The following is a 17,414-nucleotide window of genomic DNA, read 5'->3' as shown; positions in this document are numbered from 1 at the left end:
TTTTATTTTTCCTCCCGTTTTCTCGCTTGCTGCCAATGTCGCAATTACAGCGACTAAGAGAAAGGGTAACAAGGGGAGAGAATATTGATGAATTAAATCCCGTTGAGCATCAATATCCGATAAAATATTCTTGATTAATACTGGTAAAGCACTTATTAAAGGCGCGAATTGACGGGGAGAAAGCCATAAAATTACTGGTAATAATAATAAACCGAGATATTGCAAAGTATCCACCGAAAAAAACCGCCCTAAGACCAGTCCTGGTTTGAGTATAACATTTACAGCAATTTCAAAAACTGAGTTTCCTAAATAGCTATAGCGTCCAACTCCTCCGGGCCCTTTTCCACCTTTAAAATGTGGGATGATTCCTTGAGTGACAATTACAAACCAACCTACACCTAAACCAAGTGCAATTGCACCGCATAACCGCTTCTTTTCAAAGAAAAACAGCCAAATTCCCATTGCAGCTACAGTTAGGGATAAGGCATCTTTACAGGCTAAAACCCAAAGAATTGCCAGAATAAACCATAAGGTTTTATCTAATTTAGCTGCTAAAATTGCGCCTAAAAGGGCGGGAATTGCCATTACTTCTGGATGGAAATCAAACAAATTAAGGTTGAAAACTACGGGATACAATAAATACATCACTGCCATAGCTAAGGATTTAGATTCATTTAATCCCGCTTGACGTGCTAAACTCCAAGTAGGCCACGCTCCTAATGCTAGGGAAACTGCTTGTACAAATAATAACCAGTAAACTGATGGGTAGATTTTGTAAAGTAAACCCAAAGGATACATAGCCAAAGCTGCATGATTTCCCAGATGATGAATGCCTAGAAATGAGGAAAATGGTGTTTCTCCCTGGCTAATTAAATAAGCAACTTGGTCATAAATTCCCATTTCAAAAGCTGTTGATTGAAATAGGGCATGACGTATACTGCTACAACTCATAAAAATGATTGCAGTTATAGTAATTATCGGCACTAGAGGATGGGATTTAAGATGTTTAAAAAGCAGCATTTTTCTAATAATCTTCAGAGCGATAAAATTCTCGAAACGCCCCCCAGAGGGAGGCGTTTCGTCACTAATCTTTTGTAAAGACAAAAACATCATCTTGCTGATAGCTTAACTTAAAATTGGGAGAATTTTTAAGTTTATCGGCTAAACTAACGCCAATATCTTTAGTATCTGGCCAAGGATGGCGCAAATTCAAGACTACGTACTTAAATTCAGCTAAATCAGCATTTGGTGAAATTTGCGATAACAATTTTACTACTGGGCGATGAGTGAAATGAGGGGCGAGTCTATTATCAGTTAATACGCTACCTTGGGGTTGTACTTGGGCGACTGCTTCTTGGGAAGCTTGCCAAGTATCAATCCTTGTTAGATATAGCAAGAAATCCTTAGATTCGCCGATAATTAGGAAAATTAATAATGACCAAATAACGATTGTTCTAGGAAATTCTAACTGAGGAATAGAAAGTCGGAAATTAAGGATGTTTATTTCGGATTTTTTCGTTGGTTTGGCTGATTCTGCTGTTAAATCATTTTCACTACCCACTAATAAACTATCGGTTAAATCTGTTGGTAAATTTTTACGGCTTAGTTCTTCCTTGGCAATGGCTGCTAATAATAAAAAAGGAATTACAGGTAAGGAGTAATGATAAGCCATGCTGCGCTGAAATGGCACATCTGATAGAATATTTACGGCTAGCGTCGGCACGGCACAAACTAAGGGTGTTAGATATCTCCAGCCTAATTTTTTACCAGTAAAGGGCAAGAGTAACCAAATCAGGGGTAAAATTAGGAGGAACAAATATTTAACTGTATCAATGGAAAAGATTTTACCCAAAATTAATTGTGGTTTCAGGAACAAATTAAGTACAATTTCTCTGACTGAGTTACCTAAGTAAGTATACCGCCAAACTCCCGCCGCTTCGCTGCCACTAAAGTAGGGAATCAGCTTCTGAGTGGCAATCAAAAACCATGCTACACCCAGAATCAGGGCAATACCGCCACACAAACGGCGCTTCTCAAATAGCAGTAGCCAAAAACCCATTGCTATTACAGTTAAGGACAAGACAGCTTTGCCACCCAAAACCCAGAGAATGCCTGCACAAAACCACAGCGGCTTATTGAGTTTTGCGGCTAAAATTGCGCCCAAAATAGCGGGTAAAGCCATTACTTCGGGGTGAAAATCAAATAAATTGGTATTAAAAATCACTGGATAAAGGAGATAGGCTACTGCCATTGCCATAGCTTGGTTTTCCTTTAAACCTGCTAAACGCGATAAAATCCAAATTGGAAAAATACCTAAAGTTAAGGCAATTGCTTGTACTAAAAATAACCAGTAAACTGTGGGATAAATCTTGTACAATAAAGCTAGAGGATAGATAGCCCAAGCTGCATGATTACCAAGATGATGAAACCCCAAAAATGAGGAAATGGGGGGCAAACCTTGGCTAATTAAGTAAACAACTTGGTCATAAATTCCTAAATCAAAGCCTGTTGATTGAAATAGGGCGTGCCGCAAGCTACTACACAAAAAGAAAATTAGCACAGAGGATGCGATCGCCCAAACCGCAGTCGGCGGAGGGATGAGATGACTTACCTCTATTTTTTCTGACTTGCTGCTGCTGTCCTCGCTTGAGGTTCCAAGATTTTCAGGGGGGTTTTGCATGAAGGCTTGCACTAGCTGACCACTCAACATATCATTCACTCGAACGTGCAACTAGGCAAGAGTCGGCGAGTGCTAATTTAACTCCCTGCGATCGTAATATTGGTATGGCCCACCAATCATTAAAAAATTGTGAAAGCGATTACCCTTCTCGGCTCTACCGGCTCCATTGGCACTCAGACGTTAGATATTGTGGCACAGTACCCCGATCAATTTCGGATTGTGGGTTTGGCTGCTGGGCGAAATGTGACGCTGCTGGCGAAGCAAATTAGGCAGTTTCGGCCGGAAATTGTCGCCATCTCTGATGTGGATAAGTTGCCAGAATTGAAAGAGGCGATCGCAGACTTAGACCCACAACCCATTTTACTTGCTGGCGAGACTGGCATCGTCGAAGTTGCCAAATATGGCGATGCCCAAGCTGTCGTTACTGGCATTGTCGGCTGTGCCGGTTTGTTGCCTACAATTGCGGCTATTGAAGCCGGTAAAGATATTGCTCTTGCTAATAAAGAAACTTTAATTGCTGGCGGCCCCGTTGTCAACCCCTTAATCGCCAAACATGGAGTGAAATTATTACCTGCTGATTCAGAACATTCGGCCATTTTTCAATGTCTCCAAGGCTTGCCTAAAGGCGGTTTGCGGCGGATTATTCTCACTGCTTCTGGCGGTGCATTTCGAGATTGGCCAGTTGAGAAATTATCAGAAGTAAAAGTTGCCGATGCCTTAAAACATCCCAATTGGTCAATGGGGCGGAAAATCACGGTTGATTCTGCTACCTTAATGAATAAAGGTTTAGAAGTAATCGAGGCTCACTACCTGTTTGGTATGGATTATGATGGCATTGATATTGTCATCCATCCTCAGAGCATCATTCACTCACTAATTGAGCTGCAAGATACTTCTGTTTTAGCGCAATTGGGGTGGCCGGATATGCGTTTACCTCTGCTTTATGCCTTGTCTTGGCCAGAGCGAATTTATACAGATTGGGAACCGCTGAATTTAGTAAAATCGGGAGATTTAACTTTCCGAGAACCTGACCATCAAAAGTATCCTTGTATGCAGTTAGCATATACTGCTGGACGTGCTGGCGGTTCGATGCCTGCGGTGTTGAATGCAGCCAATGAGGAGGCAGTAGCCCTATTTTTAGATGAAAAAATTGAGTTTTTAGATATTCCGAGGTTGATCGAACGGACGTGCGAAAAGCATCAAGCTGATAACTGTGCCAATCCATCTTTAGATGATATCATTGCCGCTGATAAATGGGCAAGACAAGAAGCTTTAGCGGGTACTAAAGAGTTAGGCGATCGTCTCGTATTTCTGCGATAAGCTTTTACGCATAAAACATAACCCTGGTTGTTTAGAAAACCAGGGTTATTCTGCTAAAACTGTGCGCTAATATAGCAACCGCTTTCGTCGTTTAGGACGTTCTGAATTCATGAAACCATTGATTCTCTATCCCTTCTTCCCTTCTTCCCTTCTTTCCCTAGCCCCTAGCCCCTAGCCCCTAGCCCCTAGCCCCTAGCCTTCTTCCGCCTCCCCGATATCTCGCTTCAGCGGCCGCTTATAAGTAAAAGTAAAAGTATCTTTACTCTCAATCACCCGCCGCATTTCCTCATACATTGGATAATCACCCACCCCACTCAAATTAGCCCATCCCCGCGCCCTCGTTAAAGCCACAAATAACTGATTACGCAGACTCACATCGGCCTCATTTCTGGCAATATTATCAAAGCCAATCACATAGACCATATCCGCTTCATTTCCCTTAGCGCGAGTAACGCGAGAAACCGTTACTCCGCCATCCATCCAGAATAAATCGGGGTTGTGACTCGGCCATTTAGGGTTTAATTCATCCAACCCTAAAGCTGTAGGAATGTAGATCTTAATTCCTTGTTCAATCAAGAAATTGGCTACCTGAGTTTCTAATTCTATTGCCTCAGTAACAGAGCCTAAAATTATCACTAAAATATCCCTACTAGGTCTCAGGTCATCATCGACAATATTATGCAAAATCTTATCAGCTAAAGCCATCATTTCTTCCTGGCGAGAGCCATAAGTTTCAAACTCTAATACAGGTTTTCCCCACAATTGCTCAACAGGATTGGGTGAATTTTGAGGTGGTCGATGTAGAGTGATTTTTTGACCAGCAATAAACTTACCCGTCACTTCATAACCGATAGCTTTCCAATCATCAGCGCGAGTAATTCCTGTTAACATTCCCTCTGGTCGCAACAATCCCATCCCAATCGCGTGTGCTGCTGTCAAAATTGTACCAGGAGTGCGATAACAACGGCGCATGACTTCGGATTTTTTGATGCTGCCGCTATATTGCGTCCCTTTACTTAACAAATTGCTTAAATTTTCGCCAAACAATTCTTTAGTAGTCGGCACTTTTAAGTTATCAAGACTTTGAGCTTCATCGTAAGCCCAAATTAAGCGCCGCTGCTCTAACTTTTCTGGATCGGCTGGTTTTAAAGCTTGATAAGCTAACCAGTAAATTGCCTGTTTATCCTGAAATTTTAGATCGTCTTCCGAGACTAAATCTTGACCTTCATCGATCAAAATTGCATCAAAAATTGGCTCAATTTTGATTTCTTCCGATAGGCGTTTACAAAGTTCAGCCAATCCCCGATTAGGCTGTCTTTCCGGTGTTTCTCCAGCAGTCCTCGATCGCACGCCGTTGAACTCGCAAATTGTACTATAAAGTCCCGGTTGATTTTTCCCACCCCAAGCGTGAAGAATCCGCAGTTTTTTGTTAGTTTTGGAATCGTATTGAACGTCACCATTTGTAAAGCGACGCAGCCACCTATCTACTAACCCAATCATCAAATCGTAAAGAGTGCGAGTGAAAAATACTAAGGCAATATCCCAATCAGGATGTTTTAAGTGAATATGAGCCGCTTTTTGGCACAATAACACAGTTTTCCCCGACCCGGCAATGCCCCGCATTCGCTGAAAACCAGGGGGGATTTCTTTGCCGATGTGTTCTTGCTGGAAATCTAATTCGTAGAGCCTTTCCTGTAAAGTGGCAATCACACTAGAACGAGTTTTACTGTTAGTAGATTGAAGAAGGCGGGGCGCTTTTCTCAAAATAGGGCCGCCGCTGATGACTGATAACAATAATTCCCATTGTTCGTCCTCAATTTCCTCACCTTCCACCACTACAGGCGCTCTTTTAATTCGCTCAGTTAAGGCAAGTTTACCTAAGTGATCTTTGAAGATAATCGGCGGACAATTGGGCAGCTTATCGAATTCTTTTTGTTGCCATTCTGCCTCTGTAATTAGAGGTAGTGCTATGATAGCTCTAGCGCCGACTTTCCGGCGAATAGCCGATTCTCTGTCGCAATACCCCAACAAGGCATAAAGTTGATTTTCAGCTTGCTGATAGGGGTTAGTTTCTGCGGTAGAAAAGTTTTGAAATTCCCATTCTTGACCGTTAACGGCAACAATTTGGTCAATCTTAACAGATTTGACCTCAATAATTACTAAACTTAATTCGCGATCGACAATCAAAATGTCAGGTTCTTTGCGAATTTCTCCAAACTTTGAGAAAAGAGGATAGCGCGAATAACCAATGCAGGTGCGATCGGCAAAGGCACTGCGGACTGCATCCCAAACTATTTGTTCTCCCGCTTCTGTGCTCTTGTCTAGCGGCTCTGTCGTGATAAATTTGCGACCCTGATCTTCCATTCCAACAGGCATTGATATTGACCTCGCTAACGATTGAGATGTGTAATTTGCGTTTCGCTGGTTCAAAATGTGCAGATAGGAGTATATGATAACAGCAATGGTAAACTGCAATCTCAAATTTTCGCTAATTTTCTTAAATTTGTACTCTCTGTGACGATGAAGAAGCTAATTATCCAAATTCCTTGTTATAACGAGGAAGGTAGTCTCGGTGTTACACTTGCGGCCTTACCTCGCCATCTGCCTGGTATTGATATTATTGAATGGTTGGTTATTGATGACGGTAGCCAAGATAGAACTGTTGAAGTTGCAAAAGAGTATGGTGTAGATCGTATTGTTCGTTTTTCAAGTAACCAAGGTTTAGCTAAAGCATTTATGGCGGGCTTGGATGCTTGTTTAAAGGCGGGAGCTGATATTATTGTTAATACTGATGCTGATAATCAATATTGTGCTGATGATATTCCTTTATTAATTGAGCCAATTTTATTAGGTCAAGCAGAAATAGTGGTAGGTGCTCGACCTATTCTTGAAATTGAACACTTTTCTCCTACTAAAAAACTGCTGCAAAAAGTAGGTAGTTGGGTGGTTCGTCTTGCTAGTAAGACGGATATTCCTGATGCTCCAAGCGGGTTTAGAGCATTTAGCAGAGAGGCAGCAATGCAGTTAAATGTGTTTAATCAATATACTTATACTCTGGAGACAATTATTCAAGCTGGACAAAAAGGTATGGCGATTACTTCGGTTCCGATTCGCACTAATGGGGTTTTAAGACCTTCGCGGTTGGTAAAAAGTACGCCTTCTTATGTGATAAGATCGCTGTTTACAATCCTCCGCATTTTCATGGTTTACAAACCTCTACGCTTTTTCTTAATGTTAGGAAGCGTGCCGTTTAGTTTGGGTGTGATATTAGGTATACGCTGGATATTTTTCTTTATTTTACAAGGTACTCTTAGAACTAGAGTTCCCAGCTTAATCTTAGCTGCGATTTTAATTCTGATCGGCTTTCAGTTGTGGATGTTGGGTTTAATTGCTGACTTAATGGCAGCTAATCGCAAATTGGTGGAAGAGATTCAATTGCGGCTGCGACGGCTTGATACTAGGAGAGAAGATTAAAGTTATGAATAGTAAAGATTTGTTTGCTCGTGAGGCAATAGCGCAAATTCATAAAATTTTGACGCTGTGCGATCGCAATCCTCATAGCCCTACTTACGGATGTTTTGACCGCAATTTTTGGCATTATAAAATCATAGATTTTCCCAGTGGAATGTCTCAGGAATTTGTTTGGCCTTTAGCCTTAGCTTACCAGACAAATATTGCCGATAATCCATTCTATCAACAGCCAATGATTCGCGAATGGGTAGAAGCTGGGATTATTTATGCTGCCCGTAGCGCTCACCGCGATGGTTCCTGCGATGATTATTTTCCCTATGAAAGAGCATCGGGGGCGGCGGCATTTTCTCTATTAGCTTGCATCGAAAGTTACACGCTGTTAAAATTGGAGAATGAGGAAATTTTGCAGTTTTTTGAGAGGCGGGCTGACTGGTTAGCAAATCATCACGAAAGCGGCAAACTTACCAATCATCAAGCTTTAATTGTCTTGTGTTTAGAATTGCTAGAAAGGTTATTGAATAGTTCCAAGTGGGATGTGGCAAAAAAACTGCGTTTAGAGCGAGTTTTTGAGTGGCAAAATCCCGAAGGTTGGTTTCAGGAATATGAAGGATGCGATCCTGGATATCACACTTTAACTATATCATGTTTAGCGCGTATTTATCAACTGAAGCCAGATCCTAGATTGAAAGATACGATTGTAAAGGCTGTGGAATTAGCCGCTCAATTCATTCATCCTGATGGTTCTTATGGTGGAGAGTATGCTAGTCGGAACACCTATAACTTTTTCCCGCATGGTTTTGAATTAGTCGGTCAATGGATGCCGGAAGCTTTACAAATTAACGATCGTTTTTTGACGGGATTAGCTAATGGTTTAGCTCCTTGTTACGCTGACGATCATATTATCGGTCATCATACTTGGAATTATTTATTAGCTTGGCGGGATTTCGTACCGGATAGATCGCAATCTATTGCCAAAAATGCTGCTAGTGTTTGGCTAAAAGAAGCTAAAATTTTGATTAAACGATGTGGGGATACTGAGCTTTATATGGCTTTGAATAAAGGCGGTACTTTCAAGCTATTTCGCAACGATCGATTAGTTGCTTCCGATACTCAATTTTCGCTCCAATTCCGCAAAAATGGTAAAATCAAGAATTCAGTTAGCCATTTAATAGGCGATTGCGAAGTGCAAGTTGAGGAGGATGAAATTACGGTTTCTGGACAAATGGGATGGGCAAAACAAACGCAAATGACACCCATAAAATTACTGATTTTACGGGTTGTTATGCTGACGTTTGGGCGTTTTTTCCCTAATTTAATTCGGAAAATTTTGCAGAAAATGTTGATTACTGGTAAACAAGATGCACCGTTTCGCTTTTGTCGCCGCTTGCGATGGGAAAATCAACAATGGCAGATTACCGATGAACTTTATGCTAAGTCTTGGGAAGGGGTGATTAGTGCGGGGATTGGCTGCGATCAAACTTCTATTTATGTGGTGATGAGTCGCACGTTTCAAAGAGGTCAATTATTACCTGGGCTTGACTTGACTGATGAAGTTAAAAAACTCGCTCCTGGTCAACCTTTGAAAGTGAAACGTCAGTTTTAAAGAGTAGCCTTTAGATAGATATTTTGTGAAATTTTTCATGATATTTTACTGACCAATGAATGAGGAGAGAAGCGGTGAGCAGACATCTATTTCGTTTTGCGATTGGGCTTTTAATCGCCTTTTTCGGTTTTATTAGTTACTTGACTACGACTGTGGAAAATCCGGTGACTGGGGAAAAGCAGCGAGTGCAATTGTCACCGCGCCAGGAAGTAGTGTTAGGACTGGAATCGCGATCGCAAGTAGCCTCTCAATTTGGCGGTCTTTACCCAGATCAAGCGCTTCAGGATTATATAGATCGCGTCGGAAAGCGCGTGGTACAGCAGTCTGCGGCATCCAAACTGGGTTATCCCTTCGAGTTTCACCTGCTGCGCGACCCTAAAACGGTGAATGCTTTGGCGCTACCGGGGGGTCAGGTTTTCGTAACGGTTGCCTTGCTGAGTCGGCTAAAATCGGAAGCGCAACTGGCGGGCGTGTTGGGGCACGAATCCGGTCACGTCGTTGGTCGTCACGGGGCCGAACACTTGGCCAAGCAAAGGCTGGGGGCGGCGTTGGTAACGGCTGTGGGGGTGGCCGCCAGTGACGATCGCGGCAACGGTCAGCAGGCCGCCGTACTCGCGCAAGCTGTCAACCAATTGGTCAGCCTGCGATACGGTCGTGACGACGAGTTGGAAGCCGATCGCCTCGGCGTGCGCTTTATGAGTCAAGCTGGTTACAATCCAAAGGCTTTGGCGGAAGTGATGCAGATACTTGAGACTGCCAGTGGTGGGGGAAGACAGCCGGAATTTTTGAGTTCTCACCCCAATCCTGGCAACCGGATTCAAACCATACAAAGTGCGATCGCGCAAGAATATCCAAACGGCGTTCCTGCTAATCTCGAAACTGGAAGCGATAACTTCACTCGCACCGTAATCCCCCGTTTGCAAACTCAGTGAAATTAAATCAAATCAAGTAGTATGATAACATAATACTAAATCCAGGTTTATTACCCCTTTTTCTTATAGTCCGCGTAGGCGGACTTTGTTTGTATAGCCGCGATTTCTAATCGCCCGGAAAAGTTTTTAAACCAATAGCGAAAAGCTAATTAATGAAACGATTAATTTCTCTGATTGTCAGCCTACTAATTCTAGCAGTCATCTACTGGAAAATTGATTTTGCTGGATTAATACAAGTCTTCCGAAACTGCGATCGCTGGTGGATGGCTATCAGCCTCAGTATGGTTGTACCACTAACAATGCTAACAGCTTGGCGGCTGCAACAACTAATGCCTGTGGGGGGCAAATTGGGGTTTGGTGAAGCAAATCGTCTCATCCTTGCTGCCAGCGTTTTAAATATGGTACTCCCCTCAAAAATGGGCGATATTGCCAAAGCTTATTTTATGAAACAGCGGGGACATTTAGATGGTTCGCTATCCCTGTCGCTGGTAGTATTTGAAAAAGCTTGCGATATGCTTTCTTTACTATTGTGGTGTGTATTTGGCTTGATACTTTATCCCCAGAAAGATTGGTTGTTTTGGGTAATGACTGCTGCTGTATCCTTGGGACTGATTACAGGTATAATGTTACTAGGTTCTCGTAAATTTGCCCAAATATTTTTTAGGATAGTATGCAAAATTTTACCTAAAAAATTCCGCTCTAAAATCGAAAAATTTCAGTTGTCTTGGCGGGAAATGCAGCAGTTTTTCTGGCAAGATAAAAGGCAACTATTGAAAATTACAACTACTTCTATTGTTATCTGGTTTGGCCACTTGCTGCAAATCTGGTTTTTTATCCTAGCACTCAATGCCTGGACACCATTTTTGGCAAATTTAGCATTATCTCCCTTAGCAATTTTAGCAGGGTTGCTACCACTAACATTTGCCGGAGTTGGCACTCGCGATGCTGCCTTGATCGCCTTTTATAGCCCTTATTTCGCTGCGCCCACAGCCGCAGCTTTGGGATTACTTTGTACTTCCCGCTATCTTTTGCCAGCGATAGGAGGTTTACCATTTTTAGGACAATATCTTGTTAGTATTCAAGATCTGCGAGAACTTAAAAACCAATAGTTATATGACAAAAATTCACCAATTTTTAATTTATACAAGCGGCAAATCCCGCTCAAATCTAATATTTTGGTTGAGCTTAAGCTTGACTTTTGCAGTTATTTATAGTATTCCGGGATTACAGCAGGCTTTTGGCAGTGAATATGTAGTGCAAGATGATGCAAGACAGCACGTTTTTTGGATGCAGCGATTTCTCGATCCGGGGTTATTTCCTAATGACTTAACTGCCGATTATTTTCAATCGGTAGCCCCCGTAGGATACAAAGCAGTTTATCAGATAATTGCTGCTTTAGGAATTGAGCCATTTTTGCTGCATAAATTGTTGCCAATAGTATTAGTTTTAATTGCCAATAGCTACTGTTTTGGTATTTGTATGGAACTATTGCCAGTACCTTTCGCCGGGTTTATGGCAACCCTATTTTTTAATCAAATTATTTGGCTGCAAGATGATATAATTTCCGCTACACCAGTAGCTTTTGTCTATCCATTATTTATGGCTTTTTTGTATTATTTACTGCGACGTTCTTTATTAGGTGTAGGAATTACAATCGCACTTTTAGGATTGTTTTACCCACAATGTATGTTAGTCGCAGCTACCCTCTTAATTCTCCGGTTAGTCGGTTATAAAGACAAGCAGTTTTATCTATCCAGCGAGCGAAAAGACTACTTATTACTCTTCTCAGGTTTAGGAATAGCAACTGCCATCTTATTAAGCTATGCCTTCAAATCCTCAGAATTTGGGAAAGTGATATCGGCGACTGAAGCTAAGACATTGCCAGCATTTTTACCTAAAGGTTGGTCGAGCTTTTTTTCTAATAATTTATCTAACTTTTGGCTATGCGGCAAACGTAGCGGTATGATACCTTCAGAGTGGTGCGTTTTAACAGATAAATTTTTTCCTCTTCCCATTCCTCCCCAAATTTTTTTAGGCTTGTCATTGCCTATTTTATGGCAATTTTCCTCTCGCTTTCCTTTAACCAAGTTGATAACTAAGAAAGTTATAATTTTGCCTCAACTAGCAATAGCATCTTTGACAATGTTCTTTATTGCTCATGCTTTAGTCTTTAAACTTCACCTTCCTAACCGATATACCGAGCACACTTCTCGGATGCTAATACCTATAATGGCAGGAATTGCCATAACCTTAATTATAGATGCCGTTTTTCACTGGGGAAAAGTCAAAACCGAACATAAAAAAGACCAGTTAAAGTTTTTTCCTTTAGTATTTTGCCTATTTTTAGCAGCGATCTTTTTGGGTTATCCTCATATTTTACAATCCAAAAATTATCCTTTCCCAAATACCCGTTATATCGCAGGTGGGTCTCCATCATTATACAAGTTTTTTGAGCAACAACCCAAAGACATTATTATCGCTTCCCTAGCGGAAGAAGCGAATAATTTACCCAGTTTTGCTAAACGCTCTATTCTGGCGGGTGGTGAAGGCTATGCTTTGCCTTATCATCCTCTATATTATAATGAGATTCGCCAGCGGACTGTTAATACGATCGAAGCACAATACAGTGCTAATATTAGTAAAGTTAAGGATTTTATCAATAAGTATGGAGTAGATTTTTGGCTACTAGATAAGAAAGCATTAACTGCGGAGTATGTGGCAAAAGTTCGCTGGTTAAAACAATATCAGCCGCTAGGCGATGAGGTTTTAATAAATCTAAAAGAGGGGAAATTTCCAGCGTTATCAAAAGTTATGAATAGCTGTAATGTTTTTGACACTGATAATTTAGTTGTCCTGCAATCAGAATGTATTATTAAATATTAACTTAGCCGCTCGAAAATTACTATGATTCATCGCAAATATTATTTTACCTGGCTGCAACCGTTACTAATTATTTTATTAATATTAGGAATATTTTTTCGATTTGTTAATCTTGACAAAAAAGTTTACTGGTACGACGAAACGATTACCTCATTGCGACTAGCTGGATACACCAAGGAAGAATTTACAGAGCAAGTTGCTGGCCCGATAATAGATATCCAAACTTTACAGAAATATCAGCGCATAAATTCTGAGCGAGGAGTTGTTGACACAGTAAAAGCTTTAGCAGTAGGAAATCCTGAACAGCCGCCACTTTATTACGCAATTGCATATTTTTGGAGGCAGCTATTTGGTGATTCAATAGCAGTCACTAGAAGTTTATCAGCGGCGATTAGTCTGTTAGTATTCCCTGGAATTTATTGGCTATGTTTGGAATTATTTAATCTACCAATTGTGGGATTAATAGCAACAGCACTTATAGCAGTCTCACCTTTTCACGTATTGTACGCCCAAGAAGCACGGGCCTATAGTTTATTTACAGTAATAATTTTACTATCTAGCTGTGTATTTTTACGAGCAATACGGCTGGAAACACACAGCGCTCTTTCCCAAAAACAGCGAATAATATGCTGGGGATTATACGCCATTACTATAACATTAGGGCTTTATTCTCAGTTACTTTTTATACTCGTAATAATGGGACATGGTATTTATCTATTCGCAACTGAAATAATGCAGTTAAAAACCCACCATTATTTTTCGTTACAGAAATTTACTGGTTATTTAATAGCAATTTTATCGGGAATAATCGCGTTTATTCCCTGGATAGTATGTATTGTAAATAATTTCTCAGAGCTAGGATGGGTAGCTAATAAAATCAACATCTTGACTTTATTAACTAGGCTAGCAATTAATATTACCTCTATTTTGTTTGACGTTCAAATTGGGACTAAAGAGCGTTTATTTGATGTAATTTCTGGCAAAGATAACGTTCAATTTGGAATGGATAACCTCTGGCTATATACGATCGTACCGACGCTGATTTTAGTAGGATACTCGCTAAAATTTCTATGTAAGAATACGCCTCAAGAGATTTGGTTATTTATATTAATTTTAATCTTATCTACAGCAACGCCATTAGTTTTTAAAGATTTAATTTCGGGTGGACAACGCTCTAGTATTGCTCGCTATTTAATCCCTTGTTACGTAGGTATCCAGTTAGCTATTGCTTACTTATTATCTAATAAAATTACCAGTAAAAATATTAACCAACAAAAATTGTGGCAAATAATAACTATGATTTTGATTTCAGGTGGGGTATTCTCCTGTGCAATTAGCAGTCAATCCGAGACTTGGTGGAACAAGTACAGCAGCTATTACAATCCCCAAGTAGCCAACATTATTAATCAAGCTACACAACCGCTAATCGTCAGCAGCAATGCAATCAGGCTAACTTCTCTCAGCTATTTACTAGAAAATAAAGTAAAACTACAGGTTGTTCCCGGAGAAAATTTACCCAAAATTCCTGATGGTTTCAGTGAGGTATTTTTATTTAACCCTTCCAAAAAATTGCAATTAAATCTTGAAAAAGACGATAATTACAAATTAGACTCTGTTTACCCCAATGGAAATCTCTGGCGCTTAAGTTTGTAGGAAAATTGTTTTTTATTTTACAATCTATCGCACCTTTTATCTATTAAATCCGCCAGTAGTGCAAACATCCCCAACTGAGTAGTAGCCACCAAAAGAATTAGGGTAGCTTCAGTTAAGTCACGCCGGACAAAAACATCTTGATACAGCGTAATCAAGAAACCCACAAAAAATACGAAAGCTACAGGCATAAACACCCTTAACGGTGCAAAATAAACCCCTGTCCTCAAGATTAAGTGCATGAAACGGATAGTATCTCGGATCGGCTTAATCTTGCTTTTGCCAACCCGATAGTGATAGTCTATTGGCACATAACGAACGATATAATTATTCGTCAACATTGCTACCGTAATTGTGGTAGTAAAACTAAATGTGTCCGGTAAAATCGTCAAAAATCTTTCGGCTACACTCTTACGAAATACACGCAACCCACTATTTAAATCAGGAATATTGCAATCTGTAATCCATTCAGCAAAGCGCACTAAAAACCACTTAGGAATTTTACGCAGATTTGAATAACGGACGTTTTCACCCGTTCTAGAACCGACAACCATATCAGCTTGCATTGCCAGCATTACTAATTCCGGTATCCGTTCATTCGGGTAAGTACCGTCAGCATCAGTAATCACAATTAAGGGGTATTTTGCATATCTAATTCCCGTTTTCAATGCCGCGCCATAGCCTCGATTTCGATTGTGTTCTATTACTTTGATATCTGTCCGAGATTGTAAAATCTCGCGAGTTCCATCTGTGGAACCATCGTTAACAACCAAAATTTCATACTTGCAGCTAGAAGATTTTAGAGTTGCTTGTAGCTGATTGAGGGTAGCTTCTACACCGCTTTCTTCATTGTAAACTGGGAGGATAAGAGAGAAAAATGGAGAGGTGACTTCTGAACTCTCGGAACTCGGATAAGACTCATCGATTAGACTTTCTGGCATAATTACCTTTTCATTTTGGACAACATCGGTTACATTTTATAGGGTTATGCGAATTTTTGATTTTTGATGGTCGATGGGAGGAAAGCGAGTGAGAGTGAGATTTTAATGCTGTCAATTATCAGAACTTATCCAGTAAGAGTTTGGTTCAGCCTTAGCTTGATAGTGGCCGCGATTTGCGGATCTTTGGGACTTCTACCAGCTTTTAGCAGCGAATATGTGGTGCAAGACGATGCGCGATCGCACGTTGTCTGGATGCTGCGATTTCTCGATCCAGAGTTGTTCCCTAGTGATATCATTGCCGACTATTTTCAATCACTTGCCCCCAGTGGATATACTGAACTTTATCATTTAATGGCAAAAATTGGCCTCAATCCTATTATTTTTAATAAGTTCTTACCGATACTGTTAGGATTAATAACTACCACATACTGTTTTGGGGTTTGTTTGCAGATATTGCCAATTCCCGTTGCGGGTTTCTTCGCTACACTATTGCTAAATCAAAATCTGTGGTTAAAAGATGATTTAGTTTCCGCAACACCGAGAGCATTCTTTTATCCGGTATTCATGGGATTTTTATACTATTTACTGCGACTAAATTTACTAGGTGTCGGAATTTCGATCGCACTTTTAGGGCTTTTCTACCCTCAAGGTGTACTAATATGTGCTGCCGTCTTAATTTTGCATTTTATCCGCTTTTTTCCTGAAAAAATCAATTTCAAATTTCTCTTTACTACTTTGGTAATTGCCATAGCCGTGCTGTTACCTTACGCTTTAAATTCCTCACAATTTGGCTCAGTAATCACAGCAGCAGAAGCAAGAATGCTCCCTGAATTTTGGCCAGGAGGAAGAGCTTCTTTTTTTACCGATAACCCTTGGGATTTTTGGATAACAGGCGATCGTTCCGGCTTTTTTCCTCGCGAGTGGCTATCTAAATTGGTTATCCCTCCCCAGGTTTGGGCGGGATTATTATTACCAATATTATTAAGATATCCCTCCACTTTTTCCTTGGTTAAACAACTTACTAGCCACATTGTAATATTGCCAGAATTAGCACTAGCATCGACAGGAGTATTTTTCGCTGCTCACGCTTTCGCGTTCAAACTACATCATCCTAGCCGATATACGCAGCATAGTTTAAGAATGTTGATGGCTATAGCAGGTGGAATCGCGATCGCCATCATCATAGATGCGATTTGCCAAAAAATTAAACTTCCAGTTTTTGCACTTTGTATTTTACCTTTAGCTTTGATTTACCCTAGCTTAACTAATAGCTTTCCCGTAACTAATTATGTAATCGGTCAAATACCTAGCTTGTATGATTTTTTGAGCAAGCAACCTAAAGATACGCTCATAGCATCTTTAGCTATAGAAGCCAATAATCTACCAGCTTTTGCCAAACGTTCAATTTTAATAGGATCGGAATATGCTTTACCTTACCACAAACTATACTATGCTGAAATGAATCACCGCGCTAATGATTTAATTAAAGCTCAATACAGCCCTAATTTAACAGAAGTGCAAAACTTTATTCAAAAGTATGGCATAGATTTCTGGCTGTTAGACTCGCAAGGCTTAACTCTTGAGTATGTGACTAAAAATCACCGGATTAGACAGTTAAACCCAGCGGCGGCGGCTGAGGTTAAAGAGAGTTTGGAAAAAGGAACTATACCTGCCTTGTCAAAAGTCACAGATCGTTGTACTGTTTTAAAAGCTAAAGATTTAATCCTACTTAAAGCTAAATGTATTGAAAAAATCAAAGGTTAAATTTAAGTAGGTAGACACAAATAAGCCTGGCTGTGTAACAGAATGTAAAGTTGCTATCGCCCCTGCGATTGCTAAGCCCTAACGGGCAGGCTACGCCAACGTTTCACTCGCAATGACATACTTATGTATTTTCCCGCTCATCTATTTACCCAAACAACCAACAACCAACAAAT

12 protein-coding genes are annotated in these 17,414 nt (G+C 40.5%); 8 read left to right on the top strand and 4 right to left on the bottom strand.

Translation table 11 applies throughout. The features are described from left to right. Together OSCI_RS09305 and OSCI_RS09300 are read right to left on the bottom strand one after the other, a co-directional pair. On the bottom strand, positions 1–1,110 hold a 1,110-nt coding region (locus OSCI_RS09305; protein WP_039961988.1), incomplete at its 3' end, for a DUF2079 domain-containing protein. Next, a complete protein-coding gene (locus OSCI_RS09300; protein ID WP_007354674.1) occupies positions 1,085–2,710 on the bottom strand; it encodes a DUF2079 domain-containing protein in 1,626 nt (541 codons plus the stop codon). The genes OSCI_RS09305 and OSCI_RS09300, both read right to left, overlap by 26 nt. 99 nt (positions 2,711–2,809) lie before the next feature. Between OSCI_RS09300 and dxr the strand changes: the two genes are divergently transcribed. Then, positions 2,810–4,000 (top strand): 1-deoxy-D-xylulose-5-phosphate reductoisomerase, encoded by a 1,191-nt coding sequence (dxr, locus tag OSCI_RS09295; RefSeq protein WP_007354673.1) that lies wholly within the window; start codon positions 2,810–2,812, stop codon positions 3,998–4,000. A gap of 192 nt (positions 4,001–4,192) precedes the next feature. Here the strand turns inward: dxr and OSCI_RS09290 are convergent, their stop codons facing one another. Continuing rightward, positions 4,193–6,376, bottom strand: coding sequence for a DEAD/DEAH box helicase (locus tag OSCI_RS09290; RefSeq protein WP_007354672.1), 2,184 nt, complete (start codon positions 6,374–6,376; stop codon positions 4,193–4,195). 144 nt (positions 6,377–6,520) lie between these two features. Between OSCI_RS09290 and OSCI_RS09285 the strand changes: the two genes are divergently transcribed. The 6 genes from OSCI_RS09285 (at position 6,521) to OSCI_RS09260 (ending at position 14,539) form a co-directional block, all read left to right on the top strand. Next, positions 6,521–7,474, top strand: a complete 954-nt coding sequence (locus tag OSCI_RS09285) for a glycosyltransferase family 2 protein (RefSeq protein ID WP_026103622.1) — start codon at positions 6,521–6,523, stop codon at positions 7,472–7,474. A 4-nt stretch (positions 7,475–7,478) separates the two neighbouring features. Further along, entirely contained in the window at positions 7,479–9,074 is a 1,596-nt protein-coding gene (locus tag OSCI_RS09280; protein ID WP_019486869.1) for a hypothetical protein, read from the top strand. 74 nt (positions 9,075–9,148) lie between these two features. Further along, entirely contained in the window at positions 9,149–10,006 is an 858-nt protein-coding gene (locus tag OSCI_RS09275; RefSeq protein WP_007354669.1) for a M48 family metalloprotease, read from the top strand. Between the two features lie 152 nt (positions 10,007–10,158). Then, positions 10,159–11,115: a lysylphosphatidylglycerol synthase transmembrane domain-containing protein gene (locus OSCI_RS09270; protein ID WP_007354668.1), complete on the top strand. Its 957-nt coding sequence runs from the start codon at positions 10,159–10,161 to the stop codon at positions 11,113–11,115. 4 nt (positions 11,116–11,119) lie between these two features. Beyond that, positions 11,120–12,889, top strand: a complete 1,770-nt coding sequence (locus tag OSCI_RS09265; protein ID WP_007354667.1) for a hypothetical protein — start codon at positions 11,120–11,122, stop codon at positions 12,887–12,889. A 21-nt stretch (positions 12,890–12,910) separates the two neighbouring features. Next, positions 12,911–14,539, top strand: a complete 1,629-nt coding sequence (locus tag OSCI_RS09260) for a glycosyltransferase family 39 protein (protein ID WP_007354666.1) — start codon at positions 12,911–12,913, stop codon at positions 14,537–14,539. Positions 14,540–14,556: 17 nt separating this feature from the next. Here the strand turns inward: OSCI_RS09260 and OSCI_RS09255 are convergent, their stop codons facing one another. Then, positions 14,557–15,477, bottom strand: a complete 921-nt coding sequence (locus OSCI_RS09255) for a glycosyltransferase family 2 protein (RefSeq protein WP_007354665.1) — start codon at positions 15,475–15,477, stop codon at positions 14,557–14,559. Positions 15,478–15,582: 105 nt separating this feature from the next. Between OSCI_RS09255 and OSCI_RS09250 the strand changes: the two genes are divergently transcribed. Next, on the top strand, positions 15,583–17,241 hold the full coding sequence (locus tag OSCI_RS09250) for a hypothetical protein (protein WP_019486870.1): 1,659 nt from the start codon (positions 15,583–15,585) through the stop codon (positions 17,239–17,241). The last annotated feature ends 173 nt before the right edge of the window (positions 17,242–17,414 follow it).

It is taken from the genome of Kamptonema sp. PCC 6506, assembly GCF_000180455.1.
Lineage (GTDB): Bacteria > Cyanobacteriota > Cyanobacteriia > Cyanobacteriales > Microcoleaceae > Kamptonema > Kamptonema formosum.
Note: the sequence above shows the minus strand (reverse complement) of the source record. Positions and strands in the feature narration are given on the sequence as shown.

What these genes read in the sequence shown, in the direction of transcription:
- OSCI_RS09300 (WP_007354674.1), bottom strand. Translation starts at nt 2,710, where the DNA reads ATGTTGAGTGGTCAGCTAGTGCAAGCCTTCATGCAAAACCCCCCTGAA.
- OSCI_RS09290 (WP_007354672.1), bottom strand. Translation starts at nt 6,376, where the DNA reads ATGCCTGTTGGAATGGAAGATCAGGGTCGCAAATTTATCACGACAGAG.
- OSCI_RS09285 (WP_026103622.1), top strand. Translation starts at nt 6,521, where the DNA reads ATGAAGAAGCTAATTATCCAAATTCCTTGTTATAACGAGGAAGGTAGT.
- OSCI_RS09280 (WP_019486869.1), top strand. Translation starts at nt 7,479, where the DNA reads ATGAATAGTAAAGATTTGTTTGCTCGTGAGGCAATAGCGCAAATTCAT.
- OSCI_RS09270 (WP_007354668.1), top strand. Translation starts at nt 10,159, where the DNA reads ATGAAACGATTAATTTCTCTGATTGTCAGCCTACTAATTCTAGCAGTC.
- OSCI_RS09265 (WP_007354667.1), top strand. Translation starts at nt 11,120, where the DNA reads ATGACAAAAATTCACCAATTTTTAATTTATACAAGCGGCAAATCCCGC.
- OSCI_RS09260 (WP_007354666.1), top strand. Translation starts at nt 12,911, where the DNA reads ATGATTCATCGCAAATATTATTTTACCTGGCTGCAACCGTTACTAATT.
- OSCI_RS09255 (WP_007354665.1), bottom strand. Translation starts at nt 15,477, where the DNA reads ATGCCAGAAAGTCTAATCGATGAGTCTTATCCGAGTTCCGAGAGTTCA.
- OSCI_RS09250 (WP_019486870.1), top strand. Translation starts at nt 15,583, where the DNA reads ATGCTGTCAATTATCAGAACTTATCCAGTAAGAGTTTGGTTCAGCCTT.